11 protein-coding genes and 1 pseudogene are annotated in these 15,660 nt (G+C 70.8%); 5 read left to right on the top strand and 7 right to left on the bottom strand.

What is annotated here, in order from left to right:
- Window positions 1-103: 103 nt before the first annotated feature.
- The 4 genes from GWK61_RS08295 to GWK61_RS08280 are packed head-to-tail and all read right to left on the bottom strand — an operon-like array spanning window position 104 to window position 4,836.
- Entirely contained in the window at window positions 104-1,000 is an 897-nt protein-coding gene (locus GWK61_RS08295) for a hypothetical protein (protein WP_194906713.1), read from the bottom strand.
- An 11-nt stretch (window positions 1,001-1,011) separates the two neighbouring features.
- Window positions 1,012-1,539, bottom strand: a complete 528-nt coding sequence (locus tag GWK61_RS08290; RefSeq protein ID WP_194906711.1) for a SigE family RNA polymerase sigma factor — start codon at window positions 1,537-1,539, stop codon at window positions 1,012-1,014.
- 58 nt (window positions 1,540-1,597) lie between these two features.
- The gene (locus tag GWK61_RS08285; protein WP_194906709.1) at window positions 1,598-2,848 is read right to left on the bottom strand and encodes a S53 family peptidase; all 1,251 of its coding nucleotides are present in this window, start codon (window positions 2,846-2,848) and stop codon (window positions 1,598-1,600) included.
- A gap of 14 nt (window positions 2,849-2,862) precedes the next feature.
- Window positions 2,863-4,836, bottom strand: coding sequence for a hypothetical protein (locus GWK61_RS08280; protein ID WP_323747460.1), 1,974 nt, complete (start codon window positions 4,834-4,836; stop codon window positions 2,863-2,865).
- Window positions 4,837-5,076: 240 nt separating this feature from the next.
- Here GWK61_RS08280 and GWK61_RS08275 point away from each other — a divergent pair, with 240 nt between their 5' ends.
- The gene (locus GWK61_RS08275) at window positions 5,077-5,859 is read left to right on the top strand and encodes a maleylpyruvate isomerase family mycothiol-dependent enzyme (RefSeq protein ID WP_194906704.1); all 783 of its coding nucleotides are present in this window, start codon (window positions 5,077-5,079) and stop codon (window positions 5,857-5,859) included.
- 156 nt (window positions 5,860-6,015) lie between these two features.
- On the opposite strand, the gene GWK61_RS08270 is transcribed toward GWK61_RS08275, so the two are convergent.
- Window positions 6,016-6,561: a hypothetical protein gene (locus GWK61_RS08270; RefSeq protein ID WP_194906702.1), complete on the bottom strand. Its 546-nt coding sequence runs from the start codon at window positions 6,559-6,561 to the stop codon at window positions 6,016-6,018.
- 32 nt (window positions 6,562-6,593) lie between these two features.
- The gene (locus tag GWK61_RS08265; RefSeq protein WP_194906765.1) at window positions 6,594-7,850 is read right to left on the bottom strand and encodes a hypothetical protein; all 1,257 of its coding nucleotides are present in this window, start codon (window positions 7,848-7,850) and stop codon (window positions 6,594-6,596) included.
- Window positions 7,851-8,194: 344 nt separating this feature from the next.
- On the opposite strand from GWK61_RS08265, the pseudogene GWK61_RS60635 reads away from it, so the two are divergent.
- The 3 genes and pseudogenes from GWK61_RS60635 to GWK61_RS08255 form a co-directional block, all read left to right on the top strand.
- Window positions 8,195-9,136 (top strand): annotated as a pseudogene (locus GWK61_RS60635) (endo-beta-N-acetylglucosaminidase H); the annotation flags it as partial.
- The gene (locus GWK61_RS61670; protein ID WP_499699989.1) at window positions 9,110-9,715 is read left to right on the top strand and encodes a beta-sandwich domain-containing protein; all 606 of its coding nucleotides are present in this window, start codon (window positions 9,110-9,112) and stop codon (window positions 9,713-9,715) included. The pseudogene GWK61_RS60635 and the gene GWK61_RS61670, both read left to right, overlap by 27 nt.
- Before the next feature lie 223 nt (window positions 9,716-9,938).
- Window positions 9,939-11,213, top strand: a complete 1,275-nt coding sequence (locus GWK61_RS08255; protein WP_323747459.1) for an ATP-binding protein — start codon at window positions 9,939-9,941, stop codon at window positions 11,211-11,213.
- A 106-nt stretch (window positions 11,214-11,319) separates the two neighbouring features.
- Here GWK61_RS08255 and GWK61_RS08250 read toward each other — a convergent pair whose 3' ends face one another.
- Complete coding sequence (locus GWK61_RS08250) at window positions 11,320-12,348, bottom strand: PLL family lectin (RefSeq protein ID WP_194906699.1); 1,029 nt, start codon at window positions 12,346-12,348, stop codon at window positions 11,320-11,322.
- Window positions 12,349-12,687: 339 nt separating this feature from the next.
- Here GWK61_RS08250 and GWK61_RS08245 point away from each other — a divergent pair, with 339 nt between their 5' ends.
- The gene (locus GWK61_RS08245) at window positions 12,688-15,612 is read left to right on the top strand and encodes an AfsR/SARP family transcriptional regulator (protein WP_194906697.1); all 2,925 of its coding nucleotides are present in this window, start codon (window positions 12,688-12,690) and stop codon (window positions 15,610-15,612) included.
- The last annotated feature ends 48 nt before the right edge of the window (window positions 15,613-15,660 follow it).

Genomic DNA, 15,660 nt, shown 5'->3' with positions numbered 1-15,660 from the left:
GGCCGAACGACTTAGGGCGGATCCGGCGCGAGGCGCTACCAGATCCGCCCTGTCAAACAGTGTCCTTCAGTGTCCTTCAGTGTCCTTCGACTGCCCAAGCGACCTAGAAGCTCGAGAAGCCGTCGCGGTGAGGCTTCAGAACGTTCCCCTTGGCGTCGTAGTAAACGACCTTGCCGCTCGGTCCGTGCCACGAACTGGTTGCGAACGGCAGGTAGAAATACCGGCCGTCCTCACCGGCGGGCGCAGCGACAAGCGTCGCGTCCTCGGTCGTGCCGCTGTCGAACACGACCTGCACGCGCGCCACCTTCGAGCTGACGATGCCGTTCAGGAAGGTGATCCCGTAGGGACTCGCCTTCTCCTTGTTCCGGGAGTCGTCCATCGACCCGACGCCGAGGTTCGTGGTCCCGATCGAGGACACGATGTCCGGGTTCGAACTCCTGAAGTGGTTCAGCAGTTCCGACAGGTTTCCCGGCGCCGTGCTGCCGCCGGCGCCGGCGCGGTCGCGCAGGGCGTTCGGTCCGGTGAAGTAGACGTCGTCGAACGCCTCTGAGCCCTTCGCGGCCCCGGAAGCGCCTGGCGGCTGCGGGACGGCGATACCGTTCCGCCTGTTCAGGTCGCGCGTCAGCGTCCAGTGCACGCCGTTGAAGTCGCCCTGCGCGATGACGGTCTTGCCGTAGTGGTCGGCATCGGGCGTCGTGGCCGCACCCGACAGCTCGACGGTGGTCGCCACGGGTGCCGGCTGGCTGCCCGCAGTGCCTGCAGTGCCCGCAGCGGCGCTCGGCGCCGGGCCTCCGGCGAAGCTTGAGACGCCGACCGCCACGGCGGCGCCGAGCGCCATGACGCCCAGTGCCGAGCCGCCGATCGCGCGGACCCGGGTGCGGCGCCGGGCCTCACCGACGATCGCGTCGTACGGTGCGCTCGCCGGGATGAAGTCCCCGGCCGCGTCGTTCAGCCGGTGGCGGAGATCCACCTGTCGACGGGCATCGCTGTGTTCTGTCATAGCCTGTTCTGTCATAGCCCTCTGGCTCCCATCATGAGTTCCTCGTGGACGGTGGACCCGAGGGCGGGATGCTGCCGGAGCCTGGCCAGCGCGCGATGCGTCTGGCTTTTGACGGTACCGACGGAGCATCCGAGGACCCCGGCTGTCTCCCTTTCCGTGAGGTCGGACCAGAACCGCAGCACCACGATGGCCCGCTGCTTCCTGGGCAGATCCTGAAGTGCCGCGACCAGCGCGTGGCGCTGGGCGACCTGGTCTGTGGCGTCGGACATCCCGCCTTCCGGAGGGTCGCCCAGCCGCTCGGCCACGCGCCGCTTGCGGAACCGGTGCCCGTTGCACCGCACCATGATCTTGTGGACGTACGCGTCCGGGCTCTCGCTCATACGCACCCGGCCCCAGCCCTGGTACACCTGGACCAGCGTGTTCTGGGCGAGGTCCTCGGCATCGTGCCGGTGTCCGGTCAGCAGGTAGGCCGTCCGGACCAGCCGGCTCCACCGGGCGGTGACGAACTCGTGGAACTCGGCGGCTTCCGCATTCTTCATTCGGTCCTCCTCAAACACGGAGTGGACCTAACGACCGCAGATGGTTGTCACCCCGGGCCTAGAATGCGGCGAGTCCGTTCGGCGTCCCCATTCCGGTGGGGCCGTCGTAACCGACCGTCGCGGTGCATTGGTAGTCGCCGCCGCAGTCCTGGGAGGTGACGTTGTCACCGCCGACCACGTCGTTCAGTCCCGCCTGCGCGGAGGACGCGTAGAACCGCGACGCGTTCGGGTACTCGGCGGGGTTGCCCGCCAGTGCGATCACGCCGGCGACGAACGGCGAGGAGGCGCTGGTGCCGCCGACGACGATCCAGCCTCGGGGACCGTCGGTGGAGGCGTACACCGCCAGGCCGGTCTGCGGGTCGGCGACGGCTGCGACGTCGGCGACCATGCGGCCGGGGCAGTTGGGGTCGGTCTGCCAGGTGGGCTTGTCCACCCACGCCGAGCAGCCGCTTCCAGCCTCCTGCCACGCGGACTCGCTCCAACCCCGAGCGCTCGAGTCCTTGGTAAGTGAGGTGCCGCCGACCGAGATGACGGACGAGAACACCGCCGGCTCCGACGGGATCCCGTAGCCGTCGTCACCGGAGGAGGCGACGATCGCGACACCGGGATGGGTGTAGTGCGCGGTGTCCGAGGACGTGACGCTGGACTCGGTGGCCCCGTAGCTGTTCGACACCTCGGTGGCGCCGAGACCGACCGCGGTGTCCACTGACGCACCGAGGTCGGTGCCGGTCGGGTGGTCGGCTTCGACCAGCAGGATCTTGCACTGCGGGCAGGCGGCCGAGACCATGTCGAGGTCCAGCGCGATCTCCACGCCCCAGCCGGCGTCGGCCGGGAGCGGGGTGGCGGCGCCGCGCTCGTTCACCTTGGTGAAGCAGCCGTTGGCTGTGGTGCAGGCCGGCAGGCCGTAGGTGTTGCGGTAGACGGCGAGGTCGGCTTCGGCTGTCGGGTCGTCTCCGGCGTCGACGATCGCAACGGTCTGGTTCGCGCCGCCGGTGGTCGGCAGGTTGTAGGCGGAGTGCAGGTCTGCCGGACCGAATCCGGCCGGAGCCGGAGTTCCAACCGCCACCGCACCCGCAGCACCCGCGATCCGGCCGACGTGCGCCGGCTCGTGAACATCGGTGCGGATCTGCGCGAAGCACCGGTCATAACCGGGTTTCGCCGCGCCGCAGACGTTCTTCACGTTGCTGGCGACCGCGGGGTGCGTGGCGCCGGTGGCGTTCGCCGGGGCGACCGCTGTCGCGATCGTGCCGACTGCCAGCACGGCCGCCGCCAGCCCACGCAGCAGCCTGTGATTCGCTATACGACTCATAACCCTGATTTCCTTCAGCCGATGGTGTAGGCGTTGGCGACGGTCTGCGCGATGGATCCGCCGAGTGCGTCGGTGGCGGTCACCTTCAGCCAGGGCGTACTGCCCTTGGCCGCGCCGTTCTTCCACAGCGCGACGAAGTGGTTCTGGCCGGCCGGGATCACCGAGGCCGCGGTCCAGGTCGCGCCCTTGTCGTAGGACACGGACACGGTCGCGCCGGTGGCCGCGGTCTGCGCGCCCGCTCCGGCGTAGGACTGGTGGCCGACCGTCAACGTCAGCGCCGTCAACGGCCCGTGGCCGGTGTCCGTGTCATCGGTGGCCAGCCGGTAGTTCAGGTTCAGCACCGGCAGGATCGAGCACGGGGTCGTGCTGCTGCCCTGCGCGTTGCAGAAGTCGCCGGACGGCAGAGTCCACTTCGGGTCCGGGGCCGGGGTGTAGGGCACGGTGACGTCGGTGTGCGTGGCCGTGGACTGGGTGATCGGGAACTGACTGACGTCCTGGTCGAAGACCATGCGGTAGGTGCCGGGCTGCTGAGCCTGACCGGTGAGCTCGACCCCCGAGGTGTTGTCCTGCGAGAAGACCTGGTTGCCGTCCCGGTAGACGCTCAGGTGGCCGGTGGCGGGGCCGATCGCCGCGACGACGGTGTCCGGCGAACTGTCCTGGAGCCTGTTCAGGACCAGGTCCACTGTGCCGCCGTCGGCGCAGGAGCGGCACGAGGCCTTCCCCGGGTACTGGCCGACCTGCGGCGTCAACGGGCCGTGACCCCAGGTCCGCCACGTCTCGGTCGGGCCGGCGTAGGTCGGCTCATTCGCGCTGAAGAACATCGTGGAGGGAAAGCCGGTGCTGCCGCTCGGCAGGGTGGGGACGACGACACGTACGTAGTTCGCGTCGCCGACCGGAGCGCCGTAGTAGGTGGTCAGCTTTCCCGGGACTGTGACGACCTGGCTGGTCAACGATCCGCCGAGCCCCGGCGAAGACGCCGCCGTCATGAACTCGCCACGGTGTTTCGTGTTGCTCGGATCGGTGTCGATGGTGTTGTGGACCGTGGCCAGCGTCGAAGCGTCGACCGTGTACGTCTGGTCCGCATCGATGTGATCGGCCGCCGGGAACATCACCTCGTAGCGGTAGGGGTCCGCAGTCCCGGCCGGGCTTTCACCACCCCAGGCGAACACCTGGTAGGAGAACTTGCCGGCCTTCGGCGCCGCCGTCGGACTGACGTAGATCGGCCTGCCTTCGGTGCTCACCTGGACACCGCCGACCACCCCGTTGCCGTCGGTGGTGTTGAAGACCACGTCGTTGTTGTCGTTCACCGCCGGCCGCGGCGTATCGGCCGTGATCTGGGCGGTCGCGGTGCGCTCGTCGACGGTCATGGTACTCACGCCGGTGTCGGCCACGGTGACGTCGAGTTGCGTCACCGCGTGGACCGTCGCGGCGTTCGTGGCCGGATCAACGGCCTGGAAGCCGGTGGTGGCCGCGTAGTGGCCGGCCGGTATCGCCACCCGCGCCACGCCGTTGACGATCGGAATCGGGATACTCCACCGGTTGGCGTCGTCGGTGTCGGTCAGGTAAGCCACGCCGTCAGTGGCCTGACCGTCCAGCCCCACGGCGTTGACCTGCAGGATCCGCAGGGGGTAATGCGGCGTCGCCAGCGGACTCGCCGTGCTCAACGCCGGTATCTCATACTGCGACGCCACGAGCTGGCCTGGCGCGGCCAGGATCGAGTCGGGGATGACGTAGGCGTGGTGCGTATTCGGTGCGTAGCGCATGAACGGTACGGTGTTGCCGTCCGGTGCGAATACCGCGACGTTCGCGGCGGCGCCCGAACCGAAGACCAACACCCGGTCGCCGTTCGGTAGGGTGCTGATCTGCGGTGCGGCTGTCTGCACGCCGTCCAGGGACGTGGCGGCCGCTGAGCCCGACGGAGTGCTGGACGCCGTAGCGGTGCCGGAGACTCCGGCGGCGGTGACCACGCCGAGGGCTATGGCCGTCACCAGAGTCGGGATACGGCGGGAACGTGTTAGCACAAGCATTTCCTCCAGATCGTTGGAGGCATCCGCGCACGCGGAACCTCCTCACCCGGTACGTGGGTCGAAGGAAATGAAAAGGTTGACACTTCTGGCCAGACACCATGGGCAGAAGGCCGAGCTGGTTCGCCCGGGCCGGAGTCGCCTGCCGTACCGGCTGGGAAAACCGCTGCCGGGCAAGTGGATCACGATGATAGAACTGCCGCTGTGCATAAGACTCTGGAGTTTCCCGATCTGCTGCGGCTGATCGACGAACGTGCGACCGCCTTCCGCGCCGTGATCGCTTCGGCGCCCAGCCTCGACGTGCCGGTGCCGACCTGCCCCGGGTGGACGCTGTTCGATCTGGCGCAGCACCTGGGTCAGGGGCGTCGTTTCCGGGCCGCCACCGTCGCCGCGGGACCCGCCGACGCCGCCCCGGCCGAGGCCGTCGCCGAGCGCACCGTGCCGGCCCCCCGGGAGCGCGAGGAGCTGCTGGCCTGGTTGGCCGCGACGACGCAGGAGCTGCTGGACGCGCTGCGGGCGGCCGACCCGGACGGCGGTTGCTGGACCGGGTGGGGCGCCACACAGTTGACGGACACCTGCGCTTCCGTCGCCCGGCACCAGGTCCAGGAGATCGCGGTGCACACGTACGACGCACAGGTCGCCGTGGGCGCCCCGCAGCCGCTGCCGACCGAGGTGGCACTCGACGGAGTCGAGGAGAACCTGTTCATCACCTGCTTCACGACGAGCCCCTGGCCGCACAAGCCCACCGCCTTCGACCTCCACGCCACCGAGGGCCGCTCCTGGCGTCACACGGTCGACGGCGACGGTGCGCGCACCACCCGCCTGCCCGCTCCCGGCGAGGACCCGGACGCGGCGGGCCTGTCCATCCACGGCACGGCCAGTGATCTGGTCCTGTTCCTGTACGACCGCATCCCGCTGGACTCCCTGCGACTCGACGGGGACCCAGGGCTGTTCGACCTGTTCCAGGCCTGGGAGTGGTGGGCGTGACGACACGCCGCCGCTGATTCAGAGGGTGCGGAGCCAGGTGATGGTGGAGATTAGGTGGATTCCGGCCTGGTCGCGGGTGCTGAGCTTGTCGTAGCGCGCGGACAGCCGGTCCTGAACCGCCACAAGATCCCGTTGATCACGGCGGGATGGCACGGCCTAGGCGAAGGAGCGCGGTTCGAAGCTGATCCCGCCGCGGTCGGCCATCCGCAGCACCCGCCTGCCGTATTGCGGTGGTCGGCGCAGGTGGAGGGTGAAGTTCCAGGCCCCGAACCTCAGGTCGAAGCCGTCGCCCTCCAGGTGCCAGCGCCTCTCGTCGAGGGGGATCGTCGGCCCCTGCTGGTGCAGTCTCCTCATCTGCAACGGCAGGTGGAGAGCGTGCAGATCGCCGGATATCGACCACACGCAGTCGAAGACCAGCGTGGCCGGTGAGACCCAGAACTCGACGTCCCGGAAGGGCGTCGGCGGCTCGACCCGGCGCACGATGTAGTCGAGGTCGAGGTGCAGCCTCAGGGCTGACGGCGCGGTGTCGTCGAGGTCGTCCTGTTCGAGGAACTCCTCCGGGGTCAAGCCGTCGGGCGGGCCCTCATCGTCGGTGATGGCGACGGCGTGGATCTGGCACAAGTCCCAGGACAACGTGTCCAGGTCCTGATCCGTCCAGGTGGCCTTCCTCAGGCCCGACTCGGCGTGCACCGCCCTCTGCATGGCACGAGTATCGACGGGTACGAGCGCATCGCCTAGTGCCCGGCCTTCGGCTTGCGCTGGATGCGGTAGTGCAGGACCAGGAACGGTAGACCGAACACCCAGAAGGCGTGCTCGGCGCGAAGTTCCCCGTCCCGGACGTAGACGTCCAGCTGCTCGGCGAAGCCATGCACCGCGGCGCTGGTCAGCTCGCGGGACTCCGAGTCGATGTAGGTCAGGTAGTGGCCGGGCTGGTCCAGGTCGCTGCGGCTGGTCAGGACCAGGCCGCCGTCGGGCCGGGCCTTCGGCAGCAGCGTGGCGGTGAAACTGGCCTGCGGCAGCGGGAAGCCGACGCTGACATACCCGCGCCCGGCGTTCCGGTACGTGGTGTAGATGCCCATGTAGATCGGCTCGTCGTTGTCCGCGAAGGACCGGATCCAGCCGCGCACCGCCACGATGTCGTCGTCCGGGTGCACGATCGTGTCGATGCGGCTGCGGATCCCGCGCAGCGTCTCGCGCTGGTTCATCGGCACGTTCGCCTGGCCGAGCGGGCGGGCCAGCAGGGTGCGGTAGAGCAGGTAGCCCGGACGGACCCACGTGCGCCACTCCGGCACGATGTCCAAGGTGAACCGGGTGGTGTGCTCGTAGAACTCGCGCACCAGTGGATCGGCCTTCGACGGGGCGAAGTCCGGACCCTCCAGCTCGTCGAGGGAGGCGACGATGCCGACGTCCTTCGTGTCGGGGACGTAGACGCCGCCGAGGACTTCCGCGAGGTCGCGCACGTATCCGGTGCCGACGTACCGCGTGCGCGACTCCAGGGGCACGACGAACGGCAGGTCGCGCGCCGTGACACGCTCCGCCAGAAGGCTGACCTGGGGATCGCGGAACACCAGCGCCGACACCGCGCGGAAACCCACCACGGCCGCCGCGGCCACCACCGCCGGGGCCCTGAGTCCGGGCCGGGTGGCCAGCCCGCGGCCGATCGCGGCGCCCAGCACCGGTCCGAGCGCGACCTTCTGCGGGCGCAAGGCCAGGCCTCCGGCGACGGCTCCCGCCGCGGTGCCGACCACCACGGGTCCGGCGCCCGTCGCCCGGCCGGCGGCCCAGCCGACCGGGGCCGCGATCGCGCCGCTGGCGGCGACGCGCGCCCACCACGCCGGGATCTGCCCGGGCCGCTGCCGGGCCCGGGCCACGGCCTCGACCGCGCCGAGGCCGGCCGCGCCGGCGAGCGCGCCCAACACGGTCCCGCGTCGGCCGCGGTGGCTGCCGAGGGCGGCGCCGCCGAGGGCGCCGAGGACGCCCGCGGTGACGATCTGTTGGGTGCGTTGGGTGCGTTGGGTGAGCGGGGAGCCGGCCGGAACTCCCGGCTGACTTCCGGGCTGACCTCCCGGCTTACCGTCGGGCGTGCGGTCGAGCGGGGACTCGGGTGTCGTCACGGTGGCACGCTACCCGAACGCCCCGTGTCGCACCTCGCCGGTCGCCGTTCTCCCACCGCCGGACGTCGGCCGGGATCGCAACGAATCCCAGCCGGATCAGGCTCTTGACCCGGTCCTCCACCGGGTGGATAGTGCCCATGCTTGAGCGGTTTATCTCCCTCGGCGGCACCACCGGCACTCGCACCGACCATGAGCAGACCTGGATCAGAGGAGATGTGTCAATGAACGACAGTCCGCAGCTCACCCGCCGCCGCCTGCTGCGCGACGCCGGTCTCGCCGCCGCCGTCCTCGGGACGTCCGGGGCCGTGGTCCGGGCCCAGGCGGGCACCCCGGCCGCCGCGGCCGCCGGTGCCGCGGCCCCGGCCGCCACCAAGTCCGGTCCGATCACGACCGCCTACGTCGAGGTCAACACCAACAGCATCACCAGCGCCGGCAACTACACCCTGGCCTCCAACGGGGCCAACGTGTTCGACATCGCCATCATCTTCGCCGCGAACATCAACTACGACGGCACCAAGGCCACCCTGTACTTCAATCCGCAGGTGCAGGCGGTGCTGGACAACGCCGCGACCGAGATCCGACCGCTGCAGGCCAAGGGAATCAAGGTCCTGCTGTCCATCCTCGGGAACCACCAGGGCGCCGGCTTCGCCAACTTCCCCGACCAGGCGAGCGCGGCCGCGTTCGCCACGCTGTTGTCCAACGCCGTGGCCACCTACGGCCTGGACGGCATCGACTTCGACGACGAATACGCCGACTACGGCAACAACGGCACCGGACAGCCGAACGCGTGGTCGTTCCCCTACCTGGTCCAGGCGCTGCGCAACGACCTGCCGAACAAGATCATCTCCCTGTACTACATCGGACCGGCCTCGACCTCGCTGTCCTACAACGGGATCAACGTCGGCAGCCTGATCAACTACAGCTGGAACCCGTACTACGGCACGTGGGGGGTGCCGGGCGTGCCCGGCCTGACGAAGGCGCAGCTCGCCCCGGCGGCGATCGACATCCAGAACACCTCGTCGTCGACCGCGACCAGCCTGGCGCAGCAGACCGTGAGCAACGGCTACGGCGTTTTCAACACCTACAACCTGCCCGACACGGACGCCAGCGCATACATCTCGTCGTTCACCCAGGCGCTGTACGGCAGCAGCGCCCTCTACAAGAACACCGGCGGAGGCGGCGGCACGGCGTCGTACAACAACACGGGCATCGCCAGCGACGGCTCGTCGGGACCGAACTTCGACGGCGTCGGCTGGGCCTACTCGGCGCAGGCCCTCGCGGCGGCCGGCGTCAGCCCGGGCTCCCGGATCACCGCGTCGGGGAAGGCCTTCACCTGGCCGAACGTGGCCGCCGGGACCGCGGACAACTACCAGGCCGCGGGCCAGACGGTCGCGATATCGGGAGCGGGCAACTCCGGCAGCATCGCCTTCCTGGGCGCCGCCACCAACGGACCCTCCCACGGGACCGCGAAGGTGAACTTCACCGACGGCACGAGCCAGAACGTGACGCTGTCGTTCTCGGACTGGACGCTCAACGGCGGGAGCGCCTCGGTCCAGTCGGGGAACACGGTCGCCATCAGCACCGCCTACCGCGACACCACCTCCGGCGGCCGCGACAGCGTCAGCACCAAGGTGTTCGCCACCAGCGCCATCTCCCTGACCGCGGGCAAGACGGTCGCCAGCGTGACCCTGCCGAGCTCCGCCAACCAGGGCCAATTGCACGTGTTCGCGATCACCGCATGAGCGCGCGGCGCTGAGACCGGCCCAGCCGGCCCAGCCGACCCAGCCAGCCCAGCCGGCCCTGGTGGGCGAACCGCCTGCCAGGGCCGCACGCAAAGCGCAGCCCTACACGTTGTCGCCGTTACCCCATGTCGCTGGCCACTCCGGCTGGTTCCGCCGCTCTCATCGTGTCCCCTACGTTCTGCGCACAGAGACCATGCGTGCGGCGATGGGGAGTCCGATATCCGTGAACTGGCTGATCCGTGAGTACCGCGAGGAGGACCTCGCGGCCGTCGTGCATCTGATGGACACCACCGCACCGCTGGGTCAGGAGTCTGTGTTCTCGTTGGGCGAGTGCATCAATGCCCTGACCACCCGGCAGCCCGCCGCGGTCGTCACACAGGGCGGGACGGTGATCGGCGCGGCGCTCGCGACCGTCACCGGTGACCGGGCGTGGATCATGCGGATCGCCGTCGAGCCGGCGTGGCGGGGCCGGGGGCTTGTCAGTGGGCTGCTGTTCGAGCTGGAGCGGCGGCTGGTGGAAAGCCGCGTCCGCCGCATCGCCTACATCCTGCCCGAGGAGGAACCACTCGGGGACGGGCTGCGCAATGCCGGCTACGAGCGCCGTTCCGCGGTGGCCTACTTCGAACGGATCGAGCCGGTCGCCGTGGCCGGCGCCGACGCGCTGGAGCGGCTGGGCGGGCGTACGTTGCCGAGCGATCTGTGGACCAGGCTGGCGGGCATGGCGGCCGAGCGGAGCCTGATCGAGCGCTGCGTGGTGCTGCCGCTGGCCGAACCCGAGCTCGCGGCCCGGCACGGGGTCGCGCCGCCGCGCGCGATCGCGTTGTTCGGGCCGCCCGGGACCGGCAAGACGACGTTCGCCCGGGCCATCGCCTCACGCCTGGGCTGGCCGTTCGTCGAGCTGCTGCCGTCCCGGCTGGCCGACGGCGGGAACCTGGCCGCGGCGCTGCGCGCGGCGTTCGCGTCGCTCGCCGAGCTGGAGCAGGTCGTGGTCTTCATCGACGAGGTCGAGGAGATCGCCGCGGTGCGCGACGGCGTGCCGTCCTCCGGGGCGCACGGGGTCACCAACGAGCTGCTCAAACTGATTCCGGCCTTCCGGGAGCACTCCGGCCGGCTGCTGGTGTGCGCGACCAACTCGGTGCGGGCCCTGGACCCGGCGTTCCTGCGCCCGGGGCGGTTCGACTACGTCATCCCGATCGGCCCGCCGGACGCGGCGGCCCGCGAGGCGATGTGGGCGCACCACGCCGACTCCTCGCAGCACACCGTCGACCTGTCCGCGCTGGTCGCGGCCAGCGACGGGTTCAGCCCCGCCGACATCGGCCACGCCGCGCGCATCGCCGCGCAGACCGCGTTCGAACGGGCCGTCTTCGCGCAGGACGACGGCCTGCCCGGCGCCTCCACCCGCGACTACCTCACAGCCGTCGCCCAATGCCGACCGACGGCGACGCCGGACCTGCTGAAGGCGTTCAGCGAGGACATCGCCACGCACGCACGGCTGTGACCGAGGTGTGTGATCGAGGCGATGCCCTCGCATGTTCACCCTGAAGCTCCGACGCCCATCAGATCCGTTCAGATCCGTCGGCGGCCCGTGGACGCCTTCGGGATCATCAGGAGGCTGCGATTCCTCCCAGCGGCGGCATCAGGCCCGCGACGCCGGCTGCCCGCCAGCTGACGTCCCCGCCGATGTGCGGTGGGACGCCGAAGTGGCCGGGGGCGCCCGGGGCGGTGCCGCAGTAGACGTCGACCTCGCCGGCGCTCGCCGTCACCGCGACCGGACTGCCGTCCTTCGCGAAGCCGGCCGGGCTCAGCGTCACAGCGTTCTTCCATTGGTCGGCCGTGTCGGTCTGGAGATCGATGGCTGTGCCGCCCTGCGCGATGTACGAGATGTCGTTGCCCAGGCTGCTGCTCGCGGCTGCGAGCGCGGCGCCCTCGGGGATCTTCGCCACCGCCCAGGGGACCGGCGTCGGGTCGGCTCGCAGGCCCCCTCCCTCGGCGACCTGGGCCAGGACCACCTGGCCGGCGCGGTTGGAATAGAAGAGCGTCACGCTGCCGTCGGTCGCCGACACGGTTGCCGCGATGCCGCCGCCCGGAAGCGAGGCCCCGTTCGCGGTGAGCGTCGTGTCGCTCCACTTTCCGCTCGGGTCGCGCCAGGCGGCGTGCACGGCTCCGTTGACGTCGACCGCGAACACGCCTGTCTCGCCGTCCGCCAGGCCGGCCGCGGCGATGGTGCCGCCGGGGACGTGCCCGGTGCCCGACACCGACTCGGTGCTGATCGGCGGGAGCGGCCCGGAGGGGACGTCGCAGGGGTGGTGGATCTCCGACTCGACGCGGATGTCGGACCACTGGCCCTTGTCGTCGGAGAACAGGAGCATCGTGGCGTTCGGGGTGATCGCCACGGTCACAGGGGTGCCGGGCTTCAGGAGATTCGCCACGGTCATGCGCCACAGGGATCTGCAGCCGCCCCAGATCGCCCCGTCGTCCCCGACGAAGAAGGCGAGCGGCGTTCCGTCCGACAGCCGGGTCGAGGCGATCGGTGCCCCGGGCGGGGCCGTCATCCTGGTGCCCACCGGGGCGGCCGGCAGCCAGGTCCCGTCGATGTTGCGGCCGTAGCCGTAAACCGTGCCGTTCGACGCCACGAAATAGGCGTTCGCCGGTGGCTTCGTCGCCGCCGGTGCCACCGCCGGTCTCGCCGCCGGTCCCGCTGCTGCCGCCGACAGCGGTGCCGCCGCGATTCCGAGGGCTGCGAGAAGCGCCGCCGCCCCGATCCGCCATCGCCTGCGATTCTTTGATGTTCCCCCGGTCACTGTGCCTCTCCCCCTTGATAGACCTTGATAGACCTCTGATACACCGAGCCTCTGATACGCCGAGCCGGGCCATGCTGACACCGTGCTCTGCATAACGTCTGGATGCCTTTGTGCTCGCTGGTTGAAGCGTCGGGATCGGCGCCAGTATCGTCGCGTCCTGGGGTGACATCCGTGGACGCGGCACCAGACCAGGAACTCGCCGTCAGAGTGCTCGGGCCACTGCGGGCGTTCGCCGGGCAACGCGAGATCGAGCTCGGCCCGCCGTTGCAGCGCGCCTTGTTCGCCGTGCTCGCCTTACGCAGCAACCACGTCGTCTATCGCGCCGAACTCATCGACGCGCTGTGGGGCGAGGATCTGCCCAACCGGCCCGAGGGCGGCGTCCACACCTACGTCGCGGGGCTGCGCCGGGCCTTCGAACCCGGGCGCGGGCACCGCTCGCCCGGACGGGTCATCGAGTCGCGCGGATCTGGCTACCTGCTGCGGGCCGCGTCCGACGCGATAGACCTCGCGCGCTTCGAACGGTGCGTCGAGACGGCCCGAACCGCGGTGGGCGCCGGTGATCTCGCGGAGGCGGAACGCTGTTACGACGAAGCGCTCGGGCTCTTCGACGGCGCCGCGCTCGGCGGCGTGCCGGGACCGTTCGCCGCCACCCAGCGGGACCGGCTCGCCGAGGTCCGGCTCGGCGTGGTCGAGGACCGGATCGACGTGATCCTGGCGCGGGGCCGGCACGCGGCGGTGATCGGCGACCTGCGGACCATGACCGGGGAGCACCCCCTGCGGGAACGCGCCTGGTCGCAGCTCATGCTCGCCTTCTACCGCGCGGGCCGCCAGGCCGACGCCCTCGCGGCCTTCGACCGGGCCCGCGAGGCGTGCGCCCGCGAGCTCGGCCTCGACCCCGGACCGGCGCTGCGGGAGCTGCGTCAGCGGATCGTCGTCGCCGACCCCGCGCTGACGCTCGGGGCACGCGCTGAAACGACGGTGCGAGCGCCCGCGGCCGCACGGCGCAACCTCCCCCGGGACATCGAGGGCTTCATCGGGCGGGACCAGGAGATGATCAGGGTGATGAGTTCGATCGACCGCCCCGGCGGCCGATCGGGCCGGAGCCCGGGGCTCGGGCCGGTCTCGCAACCCGGCTTGCAACCCGTCCCGCAGCTGGTCTCGCAACCCGTCTCGCAGTCGGTCCCGCGGCCGGTCCCGCCCCTGCGGGTGTTCGCGATCGACGGCATGGCGGGTGTGGGCAAAACCTCCCTCGCCGTCCACCTGGCGCACCGCCTGGCCGACGACTATCCCGATGGCCAGCTCTACCTCGATCTGCACGCCCACACCGTCGGCCAGGAGCCGCTGACCGCCGCGACCGCGCTCGACAGACTGCTGCGCGCGGTCGGTGTACCCGGGGACCGGATCCCGGTCGAGGTGGAGGAGCGGGCCGCGATGTGGCGGGCCGAACTCGCCGATCGCAGGATGCTGCTGGTGCTCGACAACGCCGTCGGCGCCGCCCAGGTGCGGCCGCTGCTGCCGGGTTCGGCCGGATCGCTCGTCCTGGTCACGGCCCGCCGGCGGCTGCCCGGCCTGCAGGACTGCGAGTTCCTGAGCCTCGACGTGCTGCCCGCCGCCGAGGCCGCGACCCTGTTCGCGCTCGCCGCCGGCGACGTCCGGCCGGCGGCCGAGCCGGAGGCGACGGCGGCCGTCGTGCGGATCTGCGGCAACCTCCCGCTGGCCGTCCAGATCGCCGGCGCCAGGCTGCGCCACCGTGCGGCCTGGAGCATCGCGCACCTGCTGGACCGGCTCGGCGACGAGGACCGCCGGCTGGCGGAGCTGCGTGTCGAGGACCGGAGCGTCGCCGCGGCGTTCGGCCTTTCCTACCGGTCGCAGACCCCTGATCGGCAACGGATCTTCCGGCTGCTCGGCCTGTTCCCGGGGCCGGAGTTCACGGTGCGGGCCGCCGCGGCGCTCGCCGGGACCGACGCCCGGGACACCGACGACGCACTCGAAGACCTCGTCGACGCCCATCTGCTCGACCAGTCCAGGGCCGGACGCTACCGCTTCCACGACCTGCTGGGCGTCTTCGCGGCCCGGCAGTGCCGTGCTGAGGAGACCGAGTCGGCCAGGCGGGCCGCGATGGAGCGGCTGCTCGACTTCTACGTGCTCACCGTGGACAACGCCGAGGAACTGATCCGGCCGCACCGCCTGGACCGGGCCGACCGGTCGCCCGAGGACCGCTCGGCCCACCGGTTCGACGACCGCGCCGCGGCGCTCGCCTGGCTCGACGCCGAGCGCACCGGCCTGGTGCCGCTGGTGCGCGCCGCAGGCGAATACGGGCTCGATCATCAGGGCTGGCAGATAGCCCGCTACCTGTGGGGCTTCTTCGAGACCAGGCGTCTGTGGGCCGACTGGGTCGCCTGCTACGAACTCGCTCTGCCCTGCGCCCGCCGGGCCGGCGACCCGTTGGCCGAGGCCAGGATCCTCGTCGGTTTGGGAGCCTGCCGCCACGATCTGCGCGAGTACGCCGAGGCGATCGGCCACTATCGCAGGGCTCTGGATCTGATGCGGCAGATCGGCTTCCGCAGCGGGGAGGCCGGAGTGCTGACCAACCTCGGCAACAGCTACCGGCGGCTGGGGGAGATGCAGGAGAGCATCGCCTGCTTGGAGCAGTCTTTGGAGATCTTCCGGGAGTCCGGCGACCGGCCGGGGACCGGGATCGCGCTGGCGAACCTCGGCGAACGCTATCGGGATGCGGGCCGGTTCGAGGAGAGCATCGCCTGTCAGCGGCAGGCTTTGGAGATCTTCCAGGACCTCGGGAGCCGGGGCATGGAGGGCAACGTGCTCGACAACCTGGCCCGCACATACCAGTCCATGGGCCGCTATGAGGAGGCGCTGCAACGCTGCGAGGAGGCCCTGGCCGCGCGGCGCGACACCGCGGATCGCTACGGCGAGGCCGAGACCCTTGACTGTCTCGGACACATTCATCAGGCCATCGGCAGGACGGTCGAGGCGCGGCGGCAGTGGAGCCGGGCCCTGGACCTGTTCGACGAGCTCGACGCACCGGCCGCCGCGGACGTTCGCGCGCAGCTCGCGGGCCTGGCCAGGAACGGGTAGGTGTCCCGTTCCCGGCCGGCCCGTCGGCAAGGCGCCCGATCCCACCGA

This window comes from Catenulispora rubra (assembly GCF_015356825.1).
In the GTDB taxonomy this organism is placed as follows: domain Bacteria; phylum Actinomycetota; class Actinomycetes; order Streptomycetales; family Catenulisporaceae; genus Catenulispora; species Catenulispora rubra.
This window is presented reverse-complemented; position numbering and strand designations above follow the sequence as displayed.